Source organism: Streptomyces sp. DT2A-34 (genome assembly GCF_030499515.1).
Classification (GTDB): Bacteria; Actinomycetota; Actinomycetes; order Streptomycetales; family Streptomycetaceae; genus Streptomyces.
This window is the reverse complement of record NZ_JASTWJ010000001.1, coordinates 8034406-8057352: the sequence shown is the minus strand read 5'-3', so window position 1 is coordinate 8057352 and position 22947 is coordinate 8034406. Positions and strand designations below refer to the sequence as shown.

16 protein-coding genes, 2 rRNA genes and 1 pseudogene are annotated in these 22947 nt (G+C 69.7%); 4 read left to right on the top strand and 15 right to left on the bottom strand.

The window, feature by feature from the left end:
* Positions 1–18 precede the first annotated feature (18 nt).
* Entirely contained in the window at positions 19–1401 is a 1383-nt protein-coding gene (locus tag QQM39_RS35985) for an FAD-binding oxidoreductase (protein WP_302001761.1), read from the top strand.
* 6 nt (positions 1402–1407) lie between these two features.
* On the opposite strand, the gene QQM39_RS35980 is transcribed toward QQM39_RS35985, so the two are convergent.
* Entirely contained in the window at positions 1408–2370 is a 963-nt protein-coding gene (locus tag QQM39_RS35980; RefSeq protein ID WP_302001760.1) for an LLM class F420-dependent oxidoreductase, read from the bottom strand.
* Between the two features lie 10 nt (positions 2371–2380).
* A pseudogene (locus tag QQM39_RS35975) lies at positions 2381–3884 on the bottom strand (APC family permease).
* 222 nt (positions 3885–4106) lie between these two features.
* On the opposite strand from QQM39_RS35975, the gene QQM39_RS35970 reads away from it, so the two are divergent.
* Positions 4107–5771 carry a PucR family transcriptional regulator gene (locus QQM39_RS35970; RefSeq protein ID WP_302001759.1) on the top strand — a complete coding sequence of 555 codons (1665 nt, stop codon included), beginning with the start codon at positions 4107–4109 and terminating at the stop codon, positions 5769–5771.
* Positions 5772–5802: 31 nt separating this feature from the next.
* Here the strand turns inward: QQM39_RS35970 and QQM39_RS35965 are convergent, their stop codons facing one another.
* The 5 genes from QQM39_RS35965 to QQM39_RS35945 all read right to left on the bottom strand — a co-directional run bounded on the left by QQM39_RS35965 (position 5803) and on the right by QQM39_RS35945 (position 11307).
* Complete coding sequence (locus QQM39_RS35965) at positions 5803–6939, bottom strand: glycosyltransferase family 4 protein (RefSeq protein ID WP_302001758.1); 1137 nt, start codon at positions 6937–6939, stop codon at positions 5803–5805.
* 386 nt (positions 6940–7325) lie between these two features.
* A complete protein-coding gene (gene recN / locus QQM39_RS35960) occupies positions 7326–9044 on the bottom strand; it encodes a DNA repair protein RecN (RefSeq protein WP_302003849.1) in 1719 nt (572 codons plus the stop codon).
* Between the two features lie 235 nt (positions 9045–9279).
* Positions 9280–10185, bottom strand: a complete 906-nt coding sequence (locus QQM39_RS35955) for an NAD kinase (RefSeq protein ID WP_302001756.1) — start codon at positions 10183–10185, stop codon at positions 9280–9282.
* A complete protein-coding gene (locus tag QQM39_RS35950; protein WP_302001755.1) occupies positions 10182–10997 on the bottom strand; it encodes a TlyA family RNA methyltransferase in 816 nt (271 codons plus the stop codon). Before QQM39_RS35950 ends, QQM39_RS35955 begins: the two co-directional genes overlap by 4 nt.
* A 7-nt stretch (positions 10998–11004) precedes the next feature.
* Complete coding sequence (locus tag QQM39_RS35945; RefSeq protein WP_302001754.1) at positions 11005–11307, bottom strand: hypothetical protein; 303 nt, start codon at positions 11305–11307, stop codon at positions 11005–11007.
* A gap of 42 nt (positions 11308–11349) precedes the next feature.
* Here QQM39_RS35945 and QQM39_RS35940 point away from each other — a divergent pair, with 42 nt between their 5' ends.
* Positions 11350–11697, top strand: a complete 348-nt coding sequence (locus QQM39_RS35940) for a sterol-binding protein (RefSeq protein WP_302001753.1) — start codon at positions 11350–11352, stop codon at positions 11695–11697.
* Here QQM39_RS35940 and QQM39_RS35935 read toward each other — a convergent pair.
* The 4 genes from QQM39_RS35935 to QQM39_RS35920 all read right to left on the bottom strand — a co-directional run bounded on the left by QQM39_RS35935 (position 11681) and on the right by QQM39_RS35920 (position 15940).
* Entirely contained in the window at positions 11681–12565 is an 885-nt protein-coding gene (locus QQM39_RS35935) for an ABC transporter ATP-binding protein (protein WP_302001752.1), read from the bottom strand. The genes QQM39_RS35940 and QQM39_RS35935 overlap by 17 nt on opposite strands.
* A 103-nt stretch (positions 12566–12668) precedes the next feature.
* Positions 12669–13739 carry an iron chelate uptake ABC transporter family permease subunit gene (locus QQM39_RS35930; protein ID WP_302003848.1) on the bottom strand — a complete coding sequence of 357 codons (1071 nt, stop codon included), beginning with the start codon at positions 13737–13739 and terminating at the stop codon, positions 12669–12671.
* 44 nt (positions 13740–13783) lie between these two features.
* Entirely contained in the window at positions 13784–14827 is a 1044-nt protein-coding gene (locus QQM39_RS35925; protein WP_302001751.1) for an iron ABC transporter permease, read from the bottom strand.
* An 84-nt stretch (positions 14828–14911) separates the two neighbouring features.
* Complete coding sequence (locus QQM39_RS35920) at positions 14912–15940, bottom strand: HAD hydrolase-like protein (protein ID WP_302001750.1); 1029 nt, start codon at positions 15938–15940, stop codon at positions 14912–14914.
* A gap of 73 nt (positions 15941–16013) precedes the next feature.
* Between QQM39_RS35920 and QQM39_RS35915 the strand changes: the two genes are divergently transcribed.
* Entirely contained in the window at positions 16014–17306 is a 1293-nt protein-coding gene (locus QQM39_RS35915; protein WP_302001749.1) for a DUF1015 domain-containing protein, read from the top strand.
* Between the two features lie 54 nt (positions 17307–17360).
* On the opposite strand, the gene QQM39_RS35910 is transcribed toward QQM39_RS35915, so the two are convergent.
* From QQM39_RS35910 to QQM39_RS35895, 4 genes are all read right to left on the bottom strand, one after another.
* Positions 17361–18119 carry a hypothetical protein gene (locus tag QQM39_RS35910; protein WP_302003847.1) on the bottom strand — a complete coding sequence of 253 codons (759 nt, stop codon included), beginning with the start codon at positions 18117–18119 and terminating at the stop codon, positions 17361–17363.
* A complete protein-coding gene (locus QQM39_RS35905; RefSeq protein WP_302003956.1) occupies positions 18011–19225 on the bottom strand; it encodes a hypothetical protein in 1215 nt (404 codons plus the stop codon). The genes QQM39_RS35910 and QQM39_RS35905 overlap by 109 nt, the downstream gene beginning before the upstream one ends.
* A 182-nt stretch (positions 19226–19407) precedes the next feature.
* Positions 19408–19524: ribosomal RNA gene (gene rrf / locus QQM39_RS35900) — 5S ribosomal RNA — on the bottom strand.
* 106 nt (positions 19525–19630) lie between these two features.
* Positions 19631–22750, bottom strand: a 23S ribosomal RNA gene (locus QQM39_RS35895).
* Positions 22751–22947 lie beyond the last annotated feature (197 nt).

Below are 22947 nucleotides of genomic sequence, written 5' to 3'. Positions count from 1 at the left end.
TTCAGGAAGGGGGCGGCCATGGCTTCCTCCTCGAAGGCGGGCGCGGCCCTCGTCGCGCTGCGTGAGGATCTCGCCGGGGATGTGTTCGCGCCGGGGGACTTCGGCTACGACGACGCCCGGGGCGTCTTCAACACCATGATCGACCGGCGGCCCGCGGTGATCGCGCAGTGCGTGGACGAGGACGACGTCGTGCGGGCCGTGCGGTTCGGGCGGGAGCTGGACCTCAACATCGCGGTGCGCGGCGGCGGGCACAGCGTCGCGGGCATGGCGCTCAACGACAACGGCCTGGTCGTCGACCTGCGCCACATGCGCGCCGTCACCGTGCACCCGGGGGCCGAGGCGGTACGGGTCGCGGGCGGGGCCACGATGAGCGACCTGGACCGCGCCACCCAGGTGTACGGCCTCGCCACGACCGGCGGCCGGGCGTCGACCACCGGCGTCGGCGGCTTCGTCCTGGGCGGCGGCACCGGCTGGCTGGACCGCTGGTGCGGGCTGGCCGTGGACAATCTGCTCGGTGTGGAACTCGTCACCGCCGACGGCAGCCGGGTCCACGCCAACGCGGACGAGAACCCGGACCTCTTCTGGGCGCTGCACGGCGGCGGCGGCAACTTCGGCATCGCCACTGCGATCACGCTGAAGCTGCACGAGCTGCCCGACTTCGCCATCGCGCTGCTGCTGTACCGGCCGGAGTCGGCACCGGACGCCGTCCGCACCTTCCGCGACGTGATCGAGTCCGGCCCCGACGAGGTGGGCGGCGGCGTCCTGTGGTTCACCGGCCCGCCCGAGGAGTTCGTACCGCCGTCCCTGGTCGGCAGCCTGGTGTGCGCCGCGCTGCTGACGTACGCCGGTGCCGAGCAGGACATGCGCAAGTACGCCGAACCGCTGCTGGCGCTGCCGCACGAGACGGAGATCGTCGGCGCGATGCCGTACGCCGACGTGCAGTGCATGATCGACGATCCGCCCGGTATGCGGCACTACTGGTCGGCGGAGTATCTGACGGGCGCGCCGGACGACTTCGTCGACGTCTACTGCGCGGCCGGGCGGTCCATGCCCGTGCCGACCGGCACCCAGCACGCGCTCCTCCCGCAGGGCGGCGCGATCGCCGCCGGGCCGCACGAGTACCCGGTGCCCTACCGGGACGCGCCCTGGGCGGTGCATCCCTACGGCATGTGGCAGGACCCGGCGGACGACGAGCGGTGCAGGCAGTGGGTCCGGGACGTCCGCGCGGAGGTGCGGCCGTGGAGCACCGGCGCGGTGTACCTGAACTTCATCGGCGACGAGGGCGCGGAGCGTGTGGTGGCCGGTCTGGGCGCCGGGAACACCCGGCGGCTGGCGGAGCTGAAGCGGCGGTGGGACCCGGACAACGTCTTCCGGTTCAACCACAACATCAGGCCGGCCTGAGCGCGGTCACCAGGCTTGCTCGAATGCCGTCAGCGTCCGCTCCCCGCCCGGATCACCCGCCGTCGCCGGGACGAGGGCGATCTCGTCGAGGCCCGCCTCGGCGTACTCCTCGGCACGCGCGCGTACGGCGTCCCAGTCGCCCACAAGACCGACCACGTCCGCCGCCGCGGCGGGCAGCGCCCGGACCAGCGTGCCGGGGTCGGCTCCGGTCCGGGCCAGCTCGACCGCCTCCCCGAACCCTGCCGCCTCGAACATGTCGCTGTAGCCCGGCACCGTCAGATACCCGGCGATGCTCCGCAGGACCTGCGCTAGGGATTCCGGGCCGGGATCGACGGCGGCCGGCAACCAGGCGGCCAGGGTCGGCGGCGACGTACGGCCCGCGCGGTCGGCGGCCGCCTGGAGTTTCGCCCGCAGCACACGGACCTGTTCCGGCGAGACCAGGTCGAGCAGCATCCGGTCGGAGTGGACCGCCGCCGTGGCGATCGCGCGGTCGCCGAAGGCCGCCACGGTGAGCGGGCCGCCGGGAGGCGGGAGGCGGCGCGGGAAGGCGCTGCCGGGGACGATCGGCTCACCGGGCCTGCCGTGCAGGAAGCCGCGCAGGGCTGCCGCCGAGGCCTCCATCGCCGCCGCGGGCCGCACCCGCGGCACCCCGTGCACGCCCTCGACCACCCGCTTGCTGGACGTCCCCAGCGCCACCCCGACCGCCCGCCCGGTGACGGCGGCGACCGAGGCGGCACCCCGCGCGATGCCGAACGGCTCGCGCACCGACACCGCCACGGGACCGGCCGTCAGCGCGACCCGCTCGGTGGCCCGCCCGATCGCCGCGGCGAGGACGAAGGAGTCCCAGGTCGGCCCCTCCCCCGCCCACACCTCGCGGTACCCGGGCCGATCGGCGGACACCGCCACCCGCAACGGCTCCTCGACCGGACTGTCGTCCTCCCGTGCCACGGCAACCACGCTGAAGTCCATGCAGGCGCCGCTACCCCGCCGAGGGCACCCCAACCGGGGTTTCCGTCCGCTCGGCCGAGTCCTCCAGCACGATCCGGCCGATGATGTCGTACCGCTGCGGCCGACGGAGCTTCAGATACCAGCCGAGCCCGAGACGCCGAAGAAGACCAGCCCGACGATCCACGGGATGGCCTTGAAGAACAGCGAGTCGGCCGCCGTACCGGCCGCGGTGTCCAGATTGGTCACCAGCAGCCCCACGACGGCGATCATGCCGATGCCGCCGAGCAGGGGGGCGGTGAGTGTGCGGAACCAGTGGCGGTCCTCGGGGTGGTTTTTGCGGAAGTAGCCGATGACCGCGAAGGAGCACAGGGTCTGCACGATGAGGATCGCCATCGTGCCGAGGATCGCGAGCAGGGTGTACAGGTGGATGTACGGGTCCTGCCCGGTCAGCCAGAAGGCGCCGACGAGCCCGACCGCATGACCGACTGCACGAAGGAGGCGATGTACGGCGACCCGTGCCGGGGGTGCGTGCGGCCGAGCGCGGGATGCGGGAAGCCCTCGCGGCCGATGGCGTACAGATAGCGGGCCGCGCACTGGTGGAAGGCCATCCCACAGGCGAACGACCCGGTGATCAGCAGCCACTGGAAGGCGTCGACCGCCCAGGCGCCGAGGTAGGAGTGCGCCGGGTCGAAGAACAGGTCGAGCGGGCTGGTGCCGGAGGAGATCTCCACGGAGCGCTCGAGTCCGTTGCCCGCGATGGTCATCCAGGACACGTAGATGTAGAAGATCCCGACACCGATCACCGAGATCAGCGTCGCGCGCGGGATGACGCGCTTCGGGTCGCGGGACTCCTCGCCGTACATCGCCGTCGACTCGAAGCCGACCCACGACCAGAAGGCGAAGAACAGACCGAGACCGGCGGAGGCTCCGGTGAAGGCGTTCTCGGGGTTGATGGGCTCCATGGGGATGCCGTCGGGGCCGCCGCCGTTCAGGAGCACGGCCGTGGCGACCACGAACAGCACCGCGATCTCGGCGACCAGCATCACGCCGAGGGCCTTCGCGGTGAGGTTGATGTCGAAGTAGGCCAGGACCGCGGTCACGAGCAGCATGGCGGCGGCGTACAGGATCCAGGGCAGGTCGACGCCGAGCTGGTCGTGGACCGTCGTCTGCGCGAAGTACGAGAAGACTCCGACGATGGACGCCTCGAAGACGATGTACGCCAGCACGGCGAGCATCCCGGACGCCATGCCGGTGATCCGGCCGAGCCCGTGGGAGATGTAGCCGTAGAAGGCGCCGGCGGCGGTGATACGGCGGGCCATGGCGACGTATCCGACGGAGAACACCGTCAGCACGAGCGTCGCGAAGAGGTAGCCGGCGGGCGCGCCCGTACCGTTGCCGAAGCCGACCGCGATGGGCAGGTTGCCGGTCATCGCGGTGATCGGCGCGGCGGTGGCGACCGCCATGAAGACGACGCCCACCAGGCCGACGGAATTCGCCTTGAGCCGGTGAACCTCTCGCTGGGGTGTCTCCGTCATTCCATCCCTCTCAAGGTGCTTCCACAACGAAATCCGAAGCCGACGGCGTCGCTTCCCTTCGGATGCGCCAGTCTGGCGGCGCAGTGATGTACGCCACAACCGACATGGGGTCCCGCAATTCGGCGTGCGGCGCGACGCATTGTCGGGCGCCGGGGGCCGGTGATCGTCTCCGTAACCGTCCGGAGATGTCGTGGAAGCATCCCCGCGGGTAGCGTCCGGCCCATGGACAGCGGTGCGGGCATCGGTACGGGCGGTACGGACAGCGGATTCGACACCCACGGTGCCGGGATCACCGTGCGACGGGCGCTGGAGCTGCCCGGGCTGCGCAGCGGGCTGCCCGAGGTCATCGCGGGCGCCGACCGGCTGGGGCGGACCGTGCGCTGGGTGCACGCGGGCGAGGTGCCCCACATCGCCTCCCTGCTGAAGGGCGGGGAGCTGCTGCTGACCACGGGCTACGGCCTCGGCACCCGTCCGGCCGACCAGCGCGCGTTCGTGCGGACCCTCGCCGAGCGCGGCATCGCGGCCCTCGTCATCGAGCTGGGCCCGCGCTTCCCGCGTCTGCCCGCCGCGCTGGTCGACACGGCACGTACGGCCGGTCTGCCGCTCGTCCAGCTGCACCGCGAGGTGGCTTTCGTGACGGTCACCGAGGAGATCCACACCGAGATCGTCAACGGCCACTACGCGCTGCTGCAACGGGCGGAGGAAGTGCACCGCCGGTGCACGGAAGCACTGCTCGGCGGGGGCGGTGTGCCCCAGGTGCTCGGCATCCTGGCGGACTTCGGCGGCAACCCGGTCTTCCTGGAGACGACGGACGGCCGACTGCTGTACGCCGCCGGGGCCGGCCCCGAGGGCGCGGATCCGTTGCAGGTGTGGGAGGGGCTGCGGGGGCAGCACAAGGACGCGCCGCCGCCCGCCGGGTCGGTGCTGGTGGATGTGCCGGGGGGCGGCCCGGGGACGGGTTCGGTCCGGGCCCGTCTCGCGCTCCTGCCCGTCCGGGGCCCGCTCGCGCCCGTGCACCGGATCGCCGCCGAACGGGCCGCGGGCATCCTGGCCGTGGTGCTGATGCAGGCGCGCCAGGAGGAGGAGCTGGCGGCACGCGGTCGCGGCGACTTCCTGACCGACCTCGCGGAGGGCCGTGTCGCCGCCGAGGACGCCCCGGCACAGGCGCGTGTGCTGGGCTTCAAGCCGGGTGACGGCCCGCTGCTGCCGGTCGTGATGCGGCTGGGGGACGCGCTCTCCCCCGGCGGCGGCTGGGCGGTGCTGGCGCGTGCGGTCGGGGAGGAGCTGGCGTCGGTCGGAGTTCCGGTCCTGCTGGGTGTACGCCCGGTCGAGGGCCGCGTTCCCCTGTTGCTGGGCCTGCGTGCGGAGTCGGAGCGGTCGGCGGTCGCGGACCGGGTCGCGGCGGCGCTGCGGGCGGGCGTGGAGCGGGCCGGGTTCCAGCGGCCGGGCGCGCAGCCCCCGGTCGTGGTCGTCGGGGTCGCGGGCGGCTGGGCGGCGGCCTCGGCGAGCCTGAGGCACGCGGCAGAGACGGCGACGGCGGCGCAGGGCCTGTCCGACCGCCCCTGGTACGACGCCCGGCGCCTGGACATCGACCTGCTGCTGTGGCGGCTGCGCGACCACCCGGACCTCGCGGCCTTCGTGGAGCGCGCGATCGGCCCCCTCCGCGACCACGACAACCGCTCCCGCCCGCCCCTGCTGCCCACCCTGGAGACGTACCTGGCACACGCCGGCCGCAAGGCGGAGACGGCCCGCGAACTGCACCTGAACCGGCAGACGCTCTACAACCGCCTCGCCCGCATCGGCGAGTTGCTCGGCACCGACCTCGACGACCCGCAGACGGTACTGGCGTTGAGCCTGGCGCTGCGGGCGCGAAGGCATGCGGGGTAGAGGGAGGAGAGGGGTAGTGACGCTCCCGGCGCTAGATCATGGGCTGCGGCTGCGTCAACTCGTCGTACACGCTGAGCACTTGGGCGACCGTCTCGTCCTCCGTCGGCCAGGTCGCCGCCTGCCGCATGCCCCGCTCCCTGAGCAGCTCGCGGCGCTCGGGATCACCGAGCAGCCGTACGACGGCGTCGGCGAGTGCCTCCGGGTCGCCGTACGGGACGAGTTCGGCCGCGTCCCCGACGAGCTCCGGCACGCCGCCGACCTCGGTGGCGACGAGCGGCACGCGCGCGTGAAGGGCCTCCTGGGCGAGGACGGACCGTGACTCCCAACTGCTCGGCAGGAGCGCGACGTCGGCGGCGGCGAGCAGCTCGGAGACGTCGTCACGCCGCCCGATGAGCCGTACGGGCAGCGCCTCGTCCTCGATCCGGCGCTGCAGCGCGGCCCGCAGCGCCCCCTCCCCCGCGATCACGACCAACGGCACGGGATCGAGCCGCAGCCACGCGCGCGAGGCGTCCAGCAGGACGTCGTACCCGCGATGCCGCTCCAGCGAGCCGACGGCGATCAGCAACGGGCGCCCGGTGGCCCCGAGTTCGGCCCGGACTTTGGGCCGCAGCCGGTCGGGGTCGTCGTGCTCCGCGGCACGGCCCGGCCCGGGCATCGCGACGGCGGCGAGGCGGGCGTCCCGGGCACCCGTACGGCGGGCGCGGTCCACCAGCGCCGAGGTGGTCCCGAGCACGACGGAGGCGGCCTTGACGACCCGCCGCTCCAGCAGCCGTACGAGATGGGCGCGGGCGCCCTCGGCATGCGCCCGGTCGTGCCAGGTGACGACGAGCGGAGTACGCCGCCCGCTGAGCGCGAGGACGGCACGGAAGGAGGCGTGCAGCCCGTGCGCGTGCACCAGGTCGGCGTCGGCGCACGCGGCCCGCAGGGCGGCCACGGAGGCGGGATCGCTGCTGCGTGGCACGTGTACGTGTTCGGCGCCGGCCCCGGCGAAGTCGTAGGCGTGATCGGCCTCGACGGGGGCGCACACGGTGACCCGCACGCCCCGCGCGACCAGCCCCGAGGCCAGCGATCGCACATGCGCGCTGCTGCCGGCGTTGCCGCCGCCCAGCACCTGCACGGTACGCAGCGACGACTGGCCGTGCGGTGAGTGGCTGCTCACGGGGGTCACGTGGCCGGGGCTCCTGGTTCGGGTCGGGCGGTCACGAAGAAAGTACAGAAGGATCGGGCGGAGGGGGTGTACCGCGAGGATCCCTACGCGTACGACGTGTTTACGCCAAGGATGCCAGGACGTACGGGTGTTCCGGGAACGGCGGGAGGGCGAAGACGGCGCGGACGCCGGGCAACACGGCGGGCCGAGTCACCTGCACGAGTGAGGCGGGGTGGGGGGTGTGGCCGAACATGCGCACGTGGAGCATGCCTCGGCGGCCGGCGTGAAGGCCATCGCACCGAGGCCCCGGACGTCGCCGACGGGCCTCGCTGACGGAGGAGTTGCACAAGGTCCTGGACGCGGCCGTGCGCCACGACAGCGCACGGCCCGCTCCGCCACCGCTCTCGCTACACGTCCGCCCGAGCCGTCGCCAGCAACTCCTCCGCGTGCGCCCGCGCGGTCTCCGAGTCCTCCTGCCCGGCGAGCATCCGGGACAGCTCCCGGACCCGCTCCTCGCCCTCCAGCACCTTCACCCCGGAGCGGGTGACCGACCCGTCGTTGGTCTTCTCGACGAGCAACTGGCGGTCGGCGAAGGCGGCGACCTGCGGCAGGTGGGTCACCACCACGACCTGCGCGGTCTTGGCCAGCCGGGCCAGCCGCCGCCCGATCTCCACGGCCGCCTTGCCACCGACACCGGCGTCGACCTCGTCGAAGAGGTACGTCGGCACGGGATCGGTCCCCGCGAACACGACCTCGACGGCGAGCATCACGCGCGAGAGCTCACCGCCGGACGCGCCCTTGGCGATGGGCCGGGGCGGCGCTCCCGGGTGCGGCGCGAGCAGCAGCTCGACCTCGTCCACACCCGAAGGACCGTAGGCGACCGCACGCCCGCCGACCTCCACACCCTCCGGATCCTCGGTCTGCCGGATGTCGAAGGACACACGCGCGTGCGGCATGGCGAGCGAGGCCAGCTCCGCCGTCACCGCGGCGGCGAACCGCTCGGCGGCGTCCGTGCGCGCATCGGTCAACGCCTGCGCCAGCCCGCCCAGCTCGGCCCGCAGCGCGTCCCGCTCGGCGGTCAGTTCCTCGATCCGCTCGTCGTCGCTGTCCAGCTCGGTCAGCCGCGCCGCGCTCTCCTCGGCCCAGGCGAGCACGGAGGCGACGTTCTCGCCGTACTTCCGCGTGAGCGCGTTCAGCGCGGCCCGCCGCTCCTCGACGGCCGCGAGCCGCAGGGGGTCGGCGTCCAGGTCATCGGCGTACCCCGCCAACTCGCCGGCGACATCGCCCAGCAGGATCCCGATCTCCCCGATCCGCTCCGCCAGCGCGGCCAGCGCGGGATCGTGCGCCCGCACGGCGTCCAGGGCCCGCTGCGCACCGGCCACAAGCGTCGCCGCGTCGATGCCCTCGGGGTCCTCCGGATTACCGGCGAGCGCGGCGTGCGCGGCCGTGGCGGCCGACGACAGCGCCTCCGCGTGACCCAGCCGCTCCGCCTCCTCGGCGAGCTCCACGTCCTCCCCGGCCCGCGGCTCGACACCGGCGATCTCGTCGAGCCCGAACCGCAGCAGGTCGGCTTCCTGAGCCCGCTCACGCGCGCGCGTGACGATCTCGTCGAGCTCGACGGAGACGGCCCGCAGCCGCCGGTACGCCTCGGTGTACTTGGCGAGCGGCACAGCGACGGAATCCCCCGCGTACCGATCGAGCGCCTGCCGCTGCCGGGCCAGCTTCAGCAACCCCTGCTGGTCGGTCTGCCCATGCACGGCCACCAACTCGTCGGCGAGCTCGGCCAGCATCCCCACGGGCACACTGCGCCCACCCAGATGCGCCCGCGACCGCCCCTCGGCGGAAACGGTACGGCTGATCAGCAACGCCCCGTCGTCGAGCTCCGCCCCGGCCTCCTCGACCCGTACGACGACCGGCGCACCCGAAGGCACGGCGATCCGCCCCTCCACGACCGCCTTCTCCGCCCCGATCCGCACGAGCGCCGGGTCCGCCCGCCCACCGAGCAACAGCCCCAGGCTGGTGACCACCATGGTCTTGCCCGCACCCGTCTCACCCGTGACAGCGGTGAACCCCGGCGACAGCTCGACGACAGCGTCGTCGATGACTCCGAGCGACCGTATCCGCATCTCCTCCAACACGGACACGACCTTACGAGGTCGGAGGCGGGGAGTGCGACGGCCCCCGGGTCCGTGATGTGAAGGTGCAGGTGACGAATGGGTATCGGCAGCACATTGTCACCCAGGGGAGTGGATGCCGCTAAGGGGCGCGGGGCTGTATCGATTTGCGGCTCCGCCGCGTGGGCGCGACCAGCCACATACGACCCGCGGCCGCCCGCGAATCCGCAACCACCCCCACAGATGGCTAGTGAGGTGCCCCCCGCCACCCGGACACCGGCAACGCAAACTTCGCCACCAACCGATCAGTGAACGACGCGTGATGCAGCCGAGCCAGCCGCACCGGCACAGCCCCCCGCCGCACCTCGACCCGCGCCCCCGGCGGCAACTCCACAGTCCGCCGCCCGTCACACCACAACACGCCCGGCGGGATATGCGGCAGAACCTCCACCGCCAGCACAGAATCCGGCGACGTCACCAACGGCTTCGCGAACAACGCATGCGCACTGATCGGCACCATCAACAACGCCTCGACCTCAGGCCACACCACAGGCCCACCGGCGGAGAAGGCATACGCCGTCGACCCGGTCGGCGTGGACAGCACAATCCCGTCGCACCCGAACCCCGTCACCGGCCGCCCATCGATCTCCAGCACGACCTCGAGCAGCTTCTCGGCACCGGCCTTCTGCACGGCCGCCTCATTGAGCGCCCAGTCCGTGTGCACGATGTCGCCGTTCTGATGCACGACGACGTCGACGGTCATCCGCTCCTCGACCTCGTACGCCTTGGTCACCACCCGGTCGACAACCTTGTCGAGATCGTCCCGCTCGGCCTCCGCGAGGAACCCGACCCGCCCGAGGTTGACGCCCAGCATCGGCACCCCGGACGCCCGCGCGAACTCGGCGCCCCGCAGCAGCGTCCCGTCACCGCCCAGCACTATCAGCAGCTCGCACCCGTCGAGGCACTGCGCAGTGGCCTCCTTGACCAGCTCCACCTGGTCCGGCAGCGGCAGATCCTCCGCCTCCGCCTCCAGCACCCGCACGCCGATCCCCGACCGCAGCAGTCCCTTGACCACCAGCTCGGCGCTGCGAATGGCCGCGGGCCGCCCCGTGTGGGCGAGCAGAAAGACAGTACGAGCTCGGTTCTGTGTCAACGCGGCCCCTCCGCAACTGCACGGTCAACGTCGGCCGGGTCCAGGGCGGGCGCCCCGGAACGCAGCCACAGAAAGTACTCGACATTCCCGGAGGGACCGGGCAACGGACTGGCCGTGACCCCCTTCACCCCGAGGCCGAGTTCCCACGCCTTCTCGGCCACGCCGCGCACGGCCTCGGCCCGCAGCTGAGGACTGCGGACAACCCCGCCGCTCCCCAGCCGTTCCTTCCCCACCTCGAACTGCGGCTTGACCATCATGACCAGGTCCGCGTCCGGTTTCACGCACCGCACCAGAGCGGGCAGCACCAGTCCGAGCGGGATGAAGGACAGATCCCCCACGACAAGATCCACTGGCTCCCCATCGATCGCTTCGAGCGTCAACTCGCGTACGTTCGTACGGTCCTTGACGGTGACGCGTTCATCACTTTGGAGAGTCCAGGCAAGTTGTCCGTATCCGACGTCGACGGCGACCACATGGGCGGCCCCCGACCGCAGCAGGACGTCGGTGAAACCCCCGGTGGACGCGCCGGCGTCCAGCGCCCGCCGTCCTTCCACCACGAGCCCCTGGGGTACGAAGGCCTCCAGCGCGCCCGCGAGCTTGTGCCCGCCCCGCGACACGTACTCGGGATCGCTGCCGTCGGACGTCACGACGATCGCCGCCGCGGTCTCCACCTGCGTGGCCGGCTTGGTCGCGACGGTCTTGCCGACGGAGACCCGCCCCGCGGCGATCAGCTGGCTGGCGTGCTCGCGCGAGCGCGCCAGCTTCCGGCGGACCAGCTCCGCGTCCAGACGGCGACGTGCGACTCCTGCCACTTTCGGTTCAGCTCCTACTGCCATACGTCGACGGGGGCACCGGAGGTCCCGGGCGGGCGTCGAGCGCGGTGAGCGCGTCGCGCAGCCCCCGGTGTACATCCTCGTACACCTCGATGTGCCCGTCCGTGGCGAGGTGGTCGGTATCGCCCAACCGCTCCAGCTGGGCGTCGACGTCTGAGTTGCCGGTGGGGGTGCGGAGGACGTTCAGCGGGGCGGGGGCGGCGGGGTCGTACTCGGCTTCGCCCGCGAGCTCGGCCGACGCCTCGGCCTCCTCCTCCGGGATCTCCGTCTCCGGAACCGTGTCGCTCATGCCCAGACGCTACCCCGAACCGCTGGGGTACCGTCGATCGCGATGGCCACGATTGAGGAGTGCCGCGCCGCACTCGAAAAGCTCTCGGACAACATGCAGCGCGCCGAGGGGGACGTCCGCACGGCCGCGACCCTGGACCGCTCGGTCAGCTGCCACATCACCGACCTGGACGTCACGTTCGCCGGCCGCATGGCGGGCGGCCGGATCCATGTCCAGGACACACTCCAGGGCCCACCCCGCGAGAAGGCCCAGATCAGACTCAGCATGACCGGCGACGACCTGGTCGCCCTGGTCGACGGCGAACTGCACTTCGCCAAGGCCTGGGGTTCGGGCCGGGTGAAGCTGCACGCGGGCGTACGCGACCTGCTGGTGCTCAGGAAGCTTCTGTAGCCGCGACCTTCTTGGCCTGGTCCTCCTCGACCTGGTCCTTCTTGTCCTGGTCCTTCTTGACCTGCTCCTTCTTGACCTGTTCGCGCGCCTTCCGAGCCGCCGGCACCACCAACGGCGTCCCCGTCTCCGGGTCGTCGATGACCTGGCACCGCAGCCCGAAGGCCTCCTCGACCAGCTCGGCCGTGACGATGTCGTTCGGCGCGCCCTCGGCGATGATCTGCCCGCCGCGCAGGGCGATGAGGTGTGTGGCGTACCGGGCGGCGTGATTGAGGTCGTGCAGCACGGCGACCAGCGTGCGCCCCTGCTCCTCGTGCAGTTCCGCGCACAGGTCGAGGACGTCGATCTGGTGCTGGATGTCGAGGTAGGTCGTCGGCTCGTCGAGCAGCAGCAGCGGCGTCTGCTGCGCGAGCGCCATCGCGATCCACACCCGCTGGCGCTGACCGCCGGACAGTTCGTCGACATAGCGATCCGCGAGTTCGGCGACCCCGGTCTGCTCCATCGACTCCTGGACGACGCGCTCGTCCTCGGTCGACCACTGGCGCAGGATCCCCTGGTGCGGGTACCGGCCGCGGCCCACCAGATCGGCGACGGTGATCCCGTCGGGCGCGATCGACGACTGCGGCAGCAGACCCAGCGTGCGCGCGACCTTCTTCGCCGGCATCGACTGGATGACCTGCCCGTCGAGGAGGACCCGGCCCTGGCTGGGCTTGAGCATCCGCGACAGCGCCCGCAGCAGCGTGGACTTGCCGCACGCGTTCGGGCCGACGATCACGGTGAAGGAGTTGTCGGGTATCTCCACCGACAGCTGCTCGGCGATGACCCGCTGGTCGTAGGCGAGGGTGACGTTGTCGGCGGACAGGCGGTTCACAGTGCTCCTTCGTTGTTCAGCCCGTTGCTCGGCCCGCTGCTGAGGCTCTCTTCGCTGAGGCCCTCTTTGCTGAGGCTCTCTGTGCTGAGGCTGCTGCCGGCGCTCATATACGGCCCGCCTTGCGCTCGGTGACCAGCAGCCAGAGCAGGTACACACCGCCGAGCACGCCCGTGACCACGCCCACGGGCATCTGGTCGGCTCCGAAGACCCGCTGGGAGACCCAGTCGGCGGTGACCAGGAGGGCGGCGCCCATGCACACGGAGGGCAGCAGGTTCGGCCCGGGCGAGCGGGTCAGGCGCCGGGCGAGCTGCGGGGCGGTGAGTGCCACGAAGCTGACGGGTCCGGCGGCGGCGGTGGCGGCCGCCGTGAGCAGCACGGCGGCCAGCATCAGCAGCAGCCGTACGCGTTCGACACGCACTCCCAGGGCGTACGACACGTCGTCGCCCATCTCCATCATCCGCAGCCCGGGCGCGTTGGCGAGGACGAGCGGTACGAGGACGGCGCACAGCGCGAGCAGCGGCCAGACCTGGGCCCAGTCCCGGCCGCTGAGGGAGCCGGTCATCCACACCACCGCGCGGGCCGCGTCGACCAGGTCGGCCTTGGTCAGCAGATAGCCGTTGACCGCCGTCATGATCGCGGACATACCGATACCGACCAGCACCAGTCGATAACCGTGCACGCCCCGCTTCCAGGCGAGCAGATAGATGGCGAACCCGGTCGCGAGTCCGCCCGCCAGTGCGCCGACCGTGACCTGCACGGCGTCCCCGGAGAGCAGGACGATCACCACGAGCGCCCCGGCCGTGGCCCCCTGCCCGAGACCCAGGATGTCCGGGCTGCCCAGCGGATTGCGGGACAGCGCCTGGAACAGCGCACCACCCAGGCCGAGCGAGGCACCGACCAGGAGCCCGACCAGGACCCTGGGCAGCCGCAGCTCGTTGACGATGAACTCCTGCCCCGCGTTCCCGTCGCCGAGCAGCGTCTTGAGCACGTCGCCGGCCGCGATCGGGAAGTCTCCGGTGCCGATCAGCACGACGCTCGCGGCGAGCGCGGCGAGCAGCAACAGGACGACGACGGCCAGCGCCCGGACGTCCAGCCGGACGGAAAGCCCGCCCGGGATCCGCACGGCGCGGTTGGCACGGCTGGTCCGGCTCGCGGACTTCGCTTCGCTCTTCACTGCGCTCTGCGATGCGCTCTTGGCGTCGCTCTTCACTGCGGTCTTCACAGCTGGGCCGTCCTCCGCCGTCGTACGAGAAAGATGAAGACCGGCCCGCCGAGGATCGCGGTGACGATGCCGACCTGAAGCTCCGAGGGCCGGGCGACGATCCGGCCGAGGACGTCGGCGCCGAGCAGCAGCACGGGCGACAGGACGGCCGCGTACGGCAGGATCCAGCGCAGGTCGGGCCCGGTGAAGGACCGTACGATGTGCGGCACCATCAGGCCGACGAACACGATCGGTCCGCAGGCGGCGGTCGCGGCCCCGCACAGCACGGTCGCGGCGAGCATCGACAGCACCCGGGTGCGGTTCAGGTTCGCGCCGAGGGCCTTGGCGGTGTCGTCGCCCATCTCCATGGCGTTCAGCGGCCGGGCGAGGGCGAGCGCGAGGACGGTGCCCGCGAGGAGGAACGGCAGCACCTGGGTGATGGTCGAGTCGGTCGCCGAGGACAGCGAACCGACCGTCCAGAAGCGCATCTTGTTCAGCGCCACGTCATCCGTGATCATCACGGCCTGGAGATAGCCGTAGAGCGCGGCGCTGATCGCCGTACCGGCGAGCGCGAGCCGTACGGGCGTCGCGCCCCGGCTGCCGCCGAGGAACCAGACCATCGCCCCGACCGCGGCCGCGCCGAGGAAGGCGAACCAGACGTAGCCGCTCAGACTCGTGACGCCGAAGAAGGTGATGGCGGTGACGACCGCGGCGGACGCGCCCGCGTTGATGCCGAGCAGACCGGGGTCGGCGAGCGGGTTGCGGGTGAGCGCCTGGAGTACGGCACCGGCGAGACCGAGGGCGGCGCCCGCGAGCAGGCCGAGCACGGTGCGCGAGATCCGGTCCTCGACCACGACGTCGCCGTAGGTCCCCGAGCCCTCGAACAAGCCGTGCCAGACCTCCCCCATGGACAACTGTTTCGCCCCGATCGCGATGCTCGCCATCGCGACGACCACCAGGATCAGGACAGAGACGAGCAGCCCAACGGCACGTAGCGCCCGTCGGGTTGGCGGCGCGGACACGGAGTCCGCGCGCTGTTCGGGAGGACTGTCGACCAACACGCAGTTAGGTTAGCCTACCCTGCTATTCAGCCACGATCCCGCTGCGTACCCGCGCCCGCCTTCTCTCCGACACGGCGCGGCGACTCACACCCCCAGCCGCGCCAACGCCTTCCCCGCTTCCAGCTCGCACACACCTTCACCAGCCGCCGTCCAGGCCGCCGCGCACAACGCCCGCAGCCCGTCCAAGCCCTCACCGTCACCGTCGAGTTCCAGCCGCTCCGCACCGGCGGTGGCCATCCAGCCACCACACCGGAACCCGCCCCCGTCCGCCACGATCTCCGGCTGCCCGGTGAGCAACCCCCGCAGATCCGCGTCGACATAAGTCGGCCGGTGCTGCGGCGGCGCGGCCAGCAACTGCGCGCCGTCGGTCACCCCGGTCAGGACGAGCAGCGAGTCGACGTCCCCGTTGAACGCGCCCTCGATGTCCGTGTCCAGCCGGTCCCCGACCACCAGCGGCCGCTCGGCACCCGTCCGCAGGATCGTCTCCCGGTGCATGGGAGGCAACGGCTTGCCCGCCACCTGCGGCTCGGCACCGGTCGCTATCCGTACGACCTCCACCGCCGCCCCGTTGCCCGGCGCGATCCCCCGCCCGCTCGGAATCGTCAGATCGGTGTTGGACGCGAACCAGGGCACCCCGCGCGCTACGGCGTAAGAGGCCTCCGCGAACCTCCCCCACGGCAACTCGGGCCCGCCGTACCCCTGCACGACCGCCGCCGGATCGTCGTCCGCCGACTCCACCGGCTCCAGCCCGCGCTCCCGCAGCGCCACCCGCAGCCCCTCCCCACCGATCACCAGCACCCGGGCGCCGGCAGGCACCTGCTCACTGATCAGCCGCGCGACCGCCTGCGCCGAGGTGATGACGTCACCCGCGCTCGTGGGTATCCCCAGCTCCGTCAGATGCGCGGCCACGGTGTCCGGCGTCCGCAGGGCGTTGTTCGTGACGTACGCGAGATGCATCCCGCCCGCACGGGCCGTGGCGAGCGACTCCACGGCATGCACGATCGCATGGCCCCCCGCGTACACCACACCGTCGAGGTCGAGCAGCGCCGTGTCGTACGCCTCGCTCAGGGCCTGGCCACTGCCCTCGGGCCTCGTCCTGACGCTCTGGCTCATTCCGCATCGCTCCTCGTTCGACGGCCTTCCCCCCGATCATCCCCCATGCCACTGACACCCGTACGATGCCGGGATGAACTCAGCAGGTCACCCGGAAGCAACGGCGCGCCGAGGCCTCGAACTCACCCCGTTCCGGGGCCTTCGCTACGACCCCGACCGGGTCGGCGGCCTGGCCGCCGTGACATCCCCTCCGTACGACGTCGTCGTCCGCCCCGACGGCCTGCACCACCTCCAGGACGCGGACCCGTACAACATCGTCCGCCTGATCCTCCCCCAGGCCGACACGGCCGACGCCCGCAACGAACAGGCGGCCAAGACCCTGCGCCGCTGGCTCTCCGAAGGCGTCCTGACCGCCGACCCCGAGCCCGGCCTCTACGTCTACGAACAGCACGACGGCGACGGCATGCTGCAGCGCGGCATCATCGGCGCCCTGCGCGTGACGGAGCCGTCGGAGGGCCTGGTCCTGCCGCACGAGGACGTCATGCCCCACGTGGTCGCCGACCGGGCGGCCCTGATGCGCGCCACCTCCGCGAACCTCGAACCCCTCCTCCTGACCTACCGCGGCAACGGCACGGCGGCCGACGCGACCGCCGTCATCGAGCGCACGGTCGAGCGCCCGCCGCTCTTCTCGACCACCACGGAGGACGGCTTCAGCCACCGCCTGTGGTCGATCACCGACCCCACCGACCTGGCCCGCGTCCAGTCCGACCTGACCCGCCACCAGGCCCTGATCGCCGACGGCCACCACCGCTGGGCCACGTATCGCCGTCTACGCGCGGAGCACCCCTCACCCAGCGCCTGGGACTACGGCCTCGTCCTCCTGGTCGACACGGCCCGCTACCCGCTCCGCGTCCGCGCGATCCACCGCCTCCTGCACGGCCTGCCGGTCCCGGACGCCCTGACCGCCCTCGACGGCCTGTTCCGCGTACGCCGCCTCGAAGTCCCCCTGCCCGAGGCCCTGGAGGCCCTGGCCGACGCGGCATGCGCGGGCAACGCCTACCTCCTCGCCGGAGACGGCGCCTTCCACCTCGTCGACCACCCCGACCCGGCCCTCCTCGCCCGCACGGTCCCCACCGACCGCCCGGCCGCCTGGCGCACCCTCGACGCGACAGTCCTGCACGCCACGCTCCTCGCCGAGATCTGGCACATCCCCGAGGACGACCCCACCCGCATCGCCTACATCCACGACACCGCCGCCACCATCGAGAAGGCGGAACGCGACGGCGGTACGGCCGTCCTCATGCACCCCGTCCGCGAGGACGTCGTACGCGACCTCGCCCGCCAGGGCGTCACGATGCCCCGCAAGTCGACGTCGTTCGGCCCGAAACCGGCCTCGGGCCTGGTCCTGCGCGCCCTGGACCTCTGAACGCCGAAGGGCGGGACCCCAGCCCGGGATCCCGCCCTTCACCTCAGACGTCGCTCACTCCTCGCGGCCCTCATCGGTCCCGCCCGGAGCCTGCTTGTCGCCGTTGCCCTCGTTCTCGTTCTCGTTCTCGTTCTCGTCGAAGGCGTCGACGAACTCGACACCGTCCAACTCGGCAAGCCGGTCGGAAGCGTCCGTGCTGCCGTCCTTGTCGGCCTCGACGGCCTTGGCGAACCACTCCCGCGCCTCACCCTGCCGCCCGGCCGCGAGCAGCGCGTCCGCGTACGCGTACCGCAGCCGCGCGGTCCACGGCTGTACGGCGTTGGAGGCGAGCTCGGGGCTCTGCAGCGTCACGATGGCCGCGTCCAGCTGCCCAAGGTCACGTCGGGCGCCGGCCGCGACGAGCCGCATCTCGACCTGCCCGGCCTTGTCCAGCTTGTGCACCTCGGGCGCCCCGGCCATGTCCAGCGCCTTCTCCGGCCGCCCGAGCCCACGCTCGCAGTCGGCCATGACGGGCCACAGCTCCACGCCGCCGGTCATCCGCCGCGCGGCACGGAACTCGGCGAGCGCCTCGGCGTACTTCTGGTTCGCGTACGCCGCGAACCCGGCCGCCTCGCGTACGGCCGCGACGCGCGACGCGAGCCGCAGCGCCACCTTGGAGTACCCGTAGGCACCCTCGGGGTCCTCGTCGATCAGCCGGGCGACCATCACCAGGTTCTTGGCGACATCCTCCGCGAGCCCCTTCGGCAGGCTCTGCAGCTCCTGCCGTACGTCCTTGTCGATCTCGTCGCCCGTGACGTCCTCCGGGATCGGCAGCCGCTTGATCGGCTCGCGGTCCCGATCCCGCTCATCACGGAACCGGCCACCGCCACGCCGGTCGTCACGCCGGTCATCACGGCGGTCGTCCCGCCCACGGAACCCTCCGGGACGCCCACCACGGTCGTCCCGACGGGGCCCACGAGCGCCACGGTCGTCCCCGCCCCGGAAGCCGCCACGATCCCCACGGCTGTCATCACGCCGGAAGCCGCCACGATCCCCACGACTGTCATCACGCCGGAAGCCACCGCGATCCCCACGACTGTCATCACGCCGGAAGCCACCGCGATCCCCGCGGTCCTCACCACGCCGGAAGCCACCGCGATCCCCACGACTGTCATCACGCCGGAAGCCACCGCGATCCCCGCGGTCCTCACCACGCCGGTCGTCACGACGGAGCCCACGGTCACGGTCGCCGCCACGATCCCCACGGCTGTCATCACGCCGGAAGCCACGGTCACGGTCGTCACGCCGGAAGCCACCCCGCTCGCCGTCACGCCGGTCGTCACGCCGGTCGTCACGCCGGTCGTCACGCCGGTCGTCTCGGCGGTCGTCACGCCGGTCGTCACGCCGGTCGTCCCGACGGAAACCACGGTCACGGTCATCGCCCCGACGGTCGTCACGGCGATCGTCACGGCGGTCGTCACGGCGACCGTAGCTGCCACGCTCACCGCGGTCGTCGCGCCGGAAGCCACCACGGTCGTCGTCACGCCGGAACCCACCACGGTCGGCGTCCCGACGCTCTCCGCGGTCGTCGCGACGGTAGGAAGGACGGTCGCCGTCACGCCGGGGCCCACGCTCCCGATCCCGATCGTCCCGACGCGGCCCACCGGACCGGTCATCACGACGGAACGCGGGACGAGGCCCCCGGTCGCCGTCCCGGCGGTCATCGCGGCGGTCGTCCCGACGGTCATCGCGCCGGTCATCGCGGCGATCGTCCCGACGGCCATCACGGCGATCGTCGCGCTGGCCGCCGTAGCCCCCACGACTGTCATCACGCCCGTAACGACCGCGGTCACCACGGTCGTTGTCCCTGTCCCGACGGTCGTTGTCCCGCCGGAAACCGCCCCGGTCCCCGCGGTAACCGCCTCGGTCGCCGCGGTCACCACTGTCCCGTCGCCGCTGGTCGCGCTCCGGTCGATCCTCGGGAGAGTTGGTGGACATGGGTGACTCCTGTCTTCGGTACCGCAAGTCATTCTCGCGCAGCCGGCTACCCGGCGCGCTCCGGAAAAACAAAAAGGACCTCTGGTCCCAGCTTGACGCTGGGACCAGAGGTCCTCCAAATATTGTTCGGCGGCGTCCTACTCTCCCACAGGGTCCCCCCTGCAGTACCATCGGCGCTGTAAGGCTTAGCTTCCGGGTTCGGAATGTAACCGGGCGTTTCCCTCACGCTATAACCACCGAAACCCTAATGGTTTCGAGCGAACAAGCACACTCTTCTGTTGTCTGTTCTACTCAAAAAACCGGCAACGGTCGTTGCCTCAGAACTAACACAGTGGACGCGAGCAACTGAGGACAAGCCCTCGGCCTATTAGTACCGGTCACCTCCACACCTCACGGTGCTTCCAGATCCGGCCTATCAACCCAGTCGTCTACTGGGAGCCTTACCCCATCAAGTGGGTGGGAGTCCTCATCTCGAAGCAGGCTTCCCGCTTAGATGCTTTCAGCGGTTATCCCTCCCGAACGTAGCCAACCAGCCATGCCCTTGGCAGAACAACTGGCACACCAGAGGTTCGTCCGTCCCGGTCCTCTCGTACTAGGGACAGCCCTTCTCAAGACTCCTACGCGCACAGCGGATAGGGACCGAACTGTCTCACGACGTTCTAAACCCAGCTCGCGTACCGCTTTAATGGGCGAACAGCCCAACCCTTGGGACCGACTCCAGCCCCAGGATGCGACGAGCCGACATCGAGGTGCCAAACCATCCCGTCGATATGGACTCTTGGGGAAGATCAGCCTGTTATCCCCGGGGTACCTTTTATCCGTTGAGCGACGGCGCTTCCACAAGCCACCGCCGGATCACTAGTCCCGACTTTCGTCCCTGCTCGACCCGTCGGTCTCACAGTCAAGCTCCCTTGTGCACTTACACTCAACACCTGATTGCCAACCAGGCTGAGGGAACCTTTGGGCGCCTCCGTTACTCTTTAGGAGGCAACCGCCCCAGTTAAACTACCCATCAGACACTGTCCCTGATCCGGATCACGGACCCAGGTTAGACATCCAGCACGACCAGAGTGGTATTTCAACGACGACTCCACGAACACTGGCGTGCCCGCTTCAAAGTCTCCCACCTATCCTACACAAGCCGAACCGAACACCAATATCAAACTGTAGTAAAGGTCCCGGGGTCTTTCCGTCCTGCTGCGCGAAACGAGCATCTTTACTCGTAGTGCAATTTCACCGGGCCTATGGTTGAGACAGTCGAGAAGTCGTTACGCCATTCGTGCAGGTCGGAACTTACCCGACAAGGAATTTCGCTACCTTAGGATGGTTATAGTTACCACCGCCGTTTACTGGCGCTTAAGTTCTCAGCTTCGCCACCCCGAAGAGTGACTAACCGGTCCCCTTAACGTTCCAGCACCGGGCAGGCGTCAGTCCGTATACATCGCCTTACGGCTTCGCACGGACCTGTGTTTTTAGTAAACAGTCGCTTCTCGCTGGTCTCTGCGGCCACCCCCAGCTCAGAGTGCAAGACTCATCACCAGGCGTGGCCCCCCTTCTCCCGAAGTTACGGGGGCATTTTGCCGAGTTCCTTAACCATAGTTCACCCGAACGCCTCGGTATTCTCTACCTGACCACCTGAGTCGGTTTAGGGTACGGGCCGCCATGAAACTCGCTAGAGGCTTTTCTCGACAGCATAGGATCATCCACTTCACCACAATCGGCTCGGCATCAGGTCTCAGCCACAAGTGCAACGGATTTACCTATCGCACGGCCTACACCCTTACCCCGGGACAACCACCGCCCGGGATGGACTACCTTCCTGCGTCACCCCATCACTCACCTACTACCAGATAGGTTCGTCGGCTCCACCACTCCCCTTTGCCCGAAGGCTCCAGGGCGGCTTCACGGACTTAGCATCACTGGATTCAATGTTTGACGCTTCACAGCGGGTACCGGAATATCAACCGGTTATCCATCGACTACGCCTGTCGGCCTCGCCTTAGGTCCCGACTTACCCTGGGCAGATCAGCTTGACCCAGGAACCCTTAGTCAATCGGCGCACACGTTTCTCACGTGTGTATCGCTACTCATGCCTGCATTCTCACTCGTCAACCGTCCACAACTACCTTCCGGTGCTGCTTCACCCGGCAGACGACGCTCCCCTACCCATCCACACAGGCGTTGGCCCTATTGTGTGAATGACACGACTTCGGCGGTACGCTTGAGCCCCGCTACATTGTCGGCGCGGAATCACTAGACCAGTGAGCTATTACGCACTCTTTCAAGGGTGGCTGCTTCTAAGCCAACCTCCTGGTTGTCTCTGCGACTCCACATCCTTTCCCACTTAGCGTACGCTTAGGGGCCTTAGTCGATGCTCTGGGCTGTTTCCCTCTCGACCATGGAGCTTATCCCCCACAGTCTCACTGCCGCGCTCTCACTTACCGGCATTCGGAGTTTGGCTAAGGTCAGTAACCCGGTAGGGCCCATCGCCTATCCAGTGCTCTACCTCCGGCAAGAAACACACGACGCTGCACCTAAATGCATTTCGGGGAGAACCAGCTATCACGGAGTTTGATTGGCCTTTCACCCCTAACCACAGGTCATCCCCCAGGTTTTCAACCCTGGTGGGTTCGGTCCTCCACGAAGTCTTACCTCCGCTTCAACCTGCCCATGGCTAGATCACTCCGCTTCGGGTCTTGAGCGCGCTACTAAAACGCCCTATTCGGACTCGCTTTCGCTACGGCTTCCCCACACGGGTTAACCTCGCAACACACCGCAAACTCGCAGGCTCATTCTTCAAAAGGCACGCAGTCACGAGAAACAAGCAAGCTTGCTTCCGACGCTCCCACGGCTTGTAGGCACACGGTTTCAGGTACTATTTCACTCCCCTCCCGGGGTACTTTTCACCATTCCCTCACGGTACTATCCGCTATCGGTCACCAGGGAATATTTAGGCTTAGCGGGTGGTCCCGCCAGATTCACACGGGATTTCTCGGGCCCCGTGCTACTTGGGTGTCTCTCAAACGAGCCGCTGATGTTTCGACTACGGGGGTCTTACCCTCTACGCCGGACCTTTCGCATGTCCTTCGCCTACATCAACGGTTTCTAACTCGTCCTGTTGCCGGCAGACAACAGAAGAGAGATCCCACAACCCCGCATACGCAACCCCTGCCGGGTCTCACACGTATACGGTTTAGCCTCATCCAGTTTCGCTCGCCACTACTCCCGGAATCACGGTTGTTTTCTCTTCCTGCGGGTACTGAGATGTTTCACTTCCCCGCGTTCCCTCCACATACCCTATGTGTTCAGGTATGGGTGACAGCCCATGACGACTGCCGGGTTTCCCCATTCGGAAACCCCCGGATCAAAGCCTGGTTGACGACTCCCCGGGGACTATCGTGGCCTCCCACGTCCTTCATCGGTTCCTGGTGCCAAGGCATCCACCGTGCGCCCTTAAAAACTTGGCCACAGATGCTCGCGTCCACTGTGCAGTTCTCAAACAACGACCAGCCACCCATCACCCCCAACCAAAGGCTGGAGTGCACTGGGGCCGGCATCACGAAGGAAATCATTCCCTCAGATACCCAACAGCGTGCCCGGCCAGCTCCCGTCCGAAGATCATGCGTTCCACACTCTTGCGAGCAGTACTAGCAGCCTCCGACCC

Bases quoted from the DNA above. Each gene is read 5' to 3' on its own strand.
- QQM39_RS35985 (WP_302001761.1), top strand. From the start codon at position 19: ATGGCTTCCTCCTCGAAGGCGGGCGCGGCCCTCGTCGCGCTGCGTGAG.
- QQM39_RS35980 (WP_302001760.1), bottom strand. From the start codon at position 2,370: ATGGACTTCAGCGTGGTTGCCGTGGCACGGGAGGACGACAGTCCGGTC.
- QQM39_RS35970 (WP_302001759.1), top strand. From the start codon at position 4,107: ATGGACAGCGGTGCGGGCATCGGTACGGGCGGTACGGACAGCGGATTC.
- recN (WP_302003849.1), bottom strand. From the start codon at position 9,044: ATGCGGATACGGTCGCTCGGAGTCATCGACGACGCTGTCGTCGAGCTG.
- QQM39_RS35945 (WP_302001754.1), bottom strand. From the start codon at position 11,307: ATGAGCGACACGGTTCCGGAGACGGAGATCCCGGAGGAGGAGGCCGAG.
- QQM39_RS35940 (WP_302001753.1), top strand. From the start codon at position 11,350: ATGGCCACGATTGAGGAGTGCCGCGCCGCACTCGAAAAGCTCTCGGAC.
- QQM39_RS35920 (WP_302001750.1), bottom strand. From the start codon at position 15,940: ATGAGCCAGAGCGTCAGGACGAGGCCCGAGGGCAGTGGCCAGGCCCTG.
- QQM39_RS35915 (WP_302001749.1), top strand. From the start codon at position 16,014: ATGAACTCAGCAGGTCACCCGGAAGCAACGGCGCGCCGAGGCCTCGAA.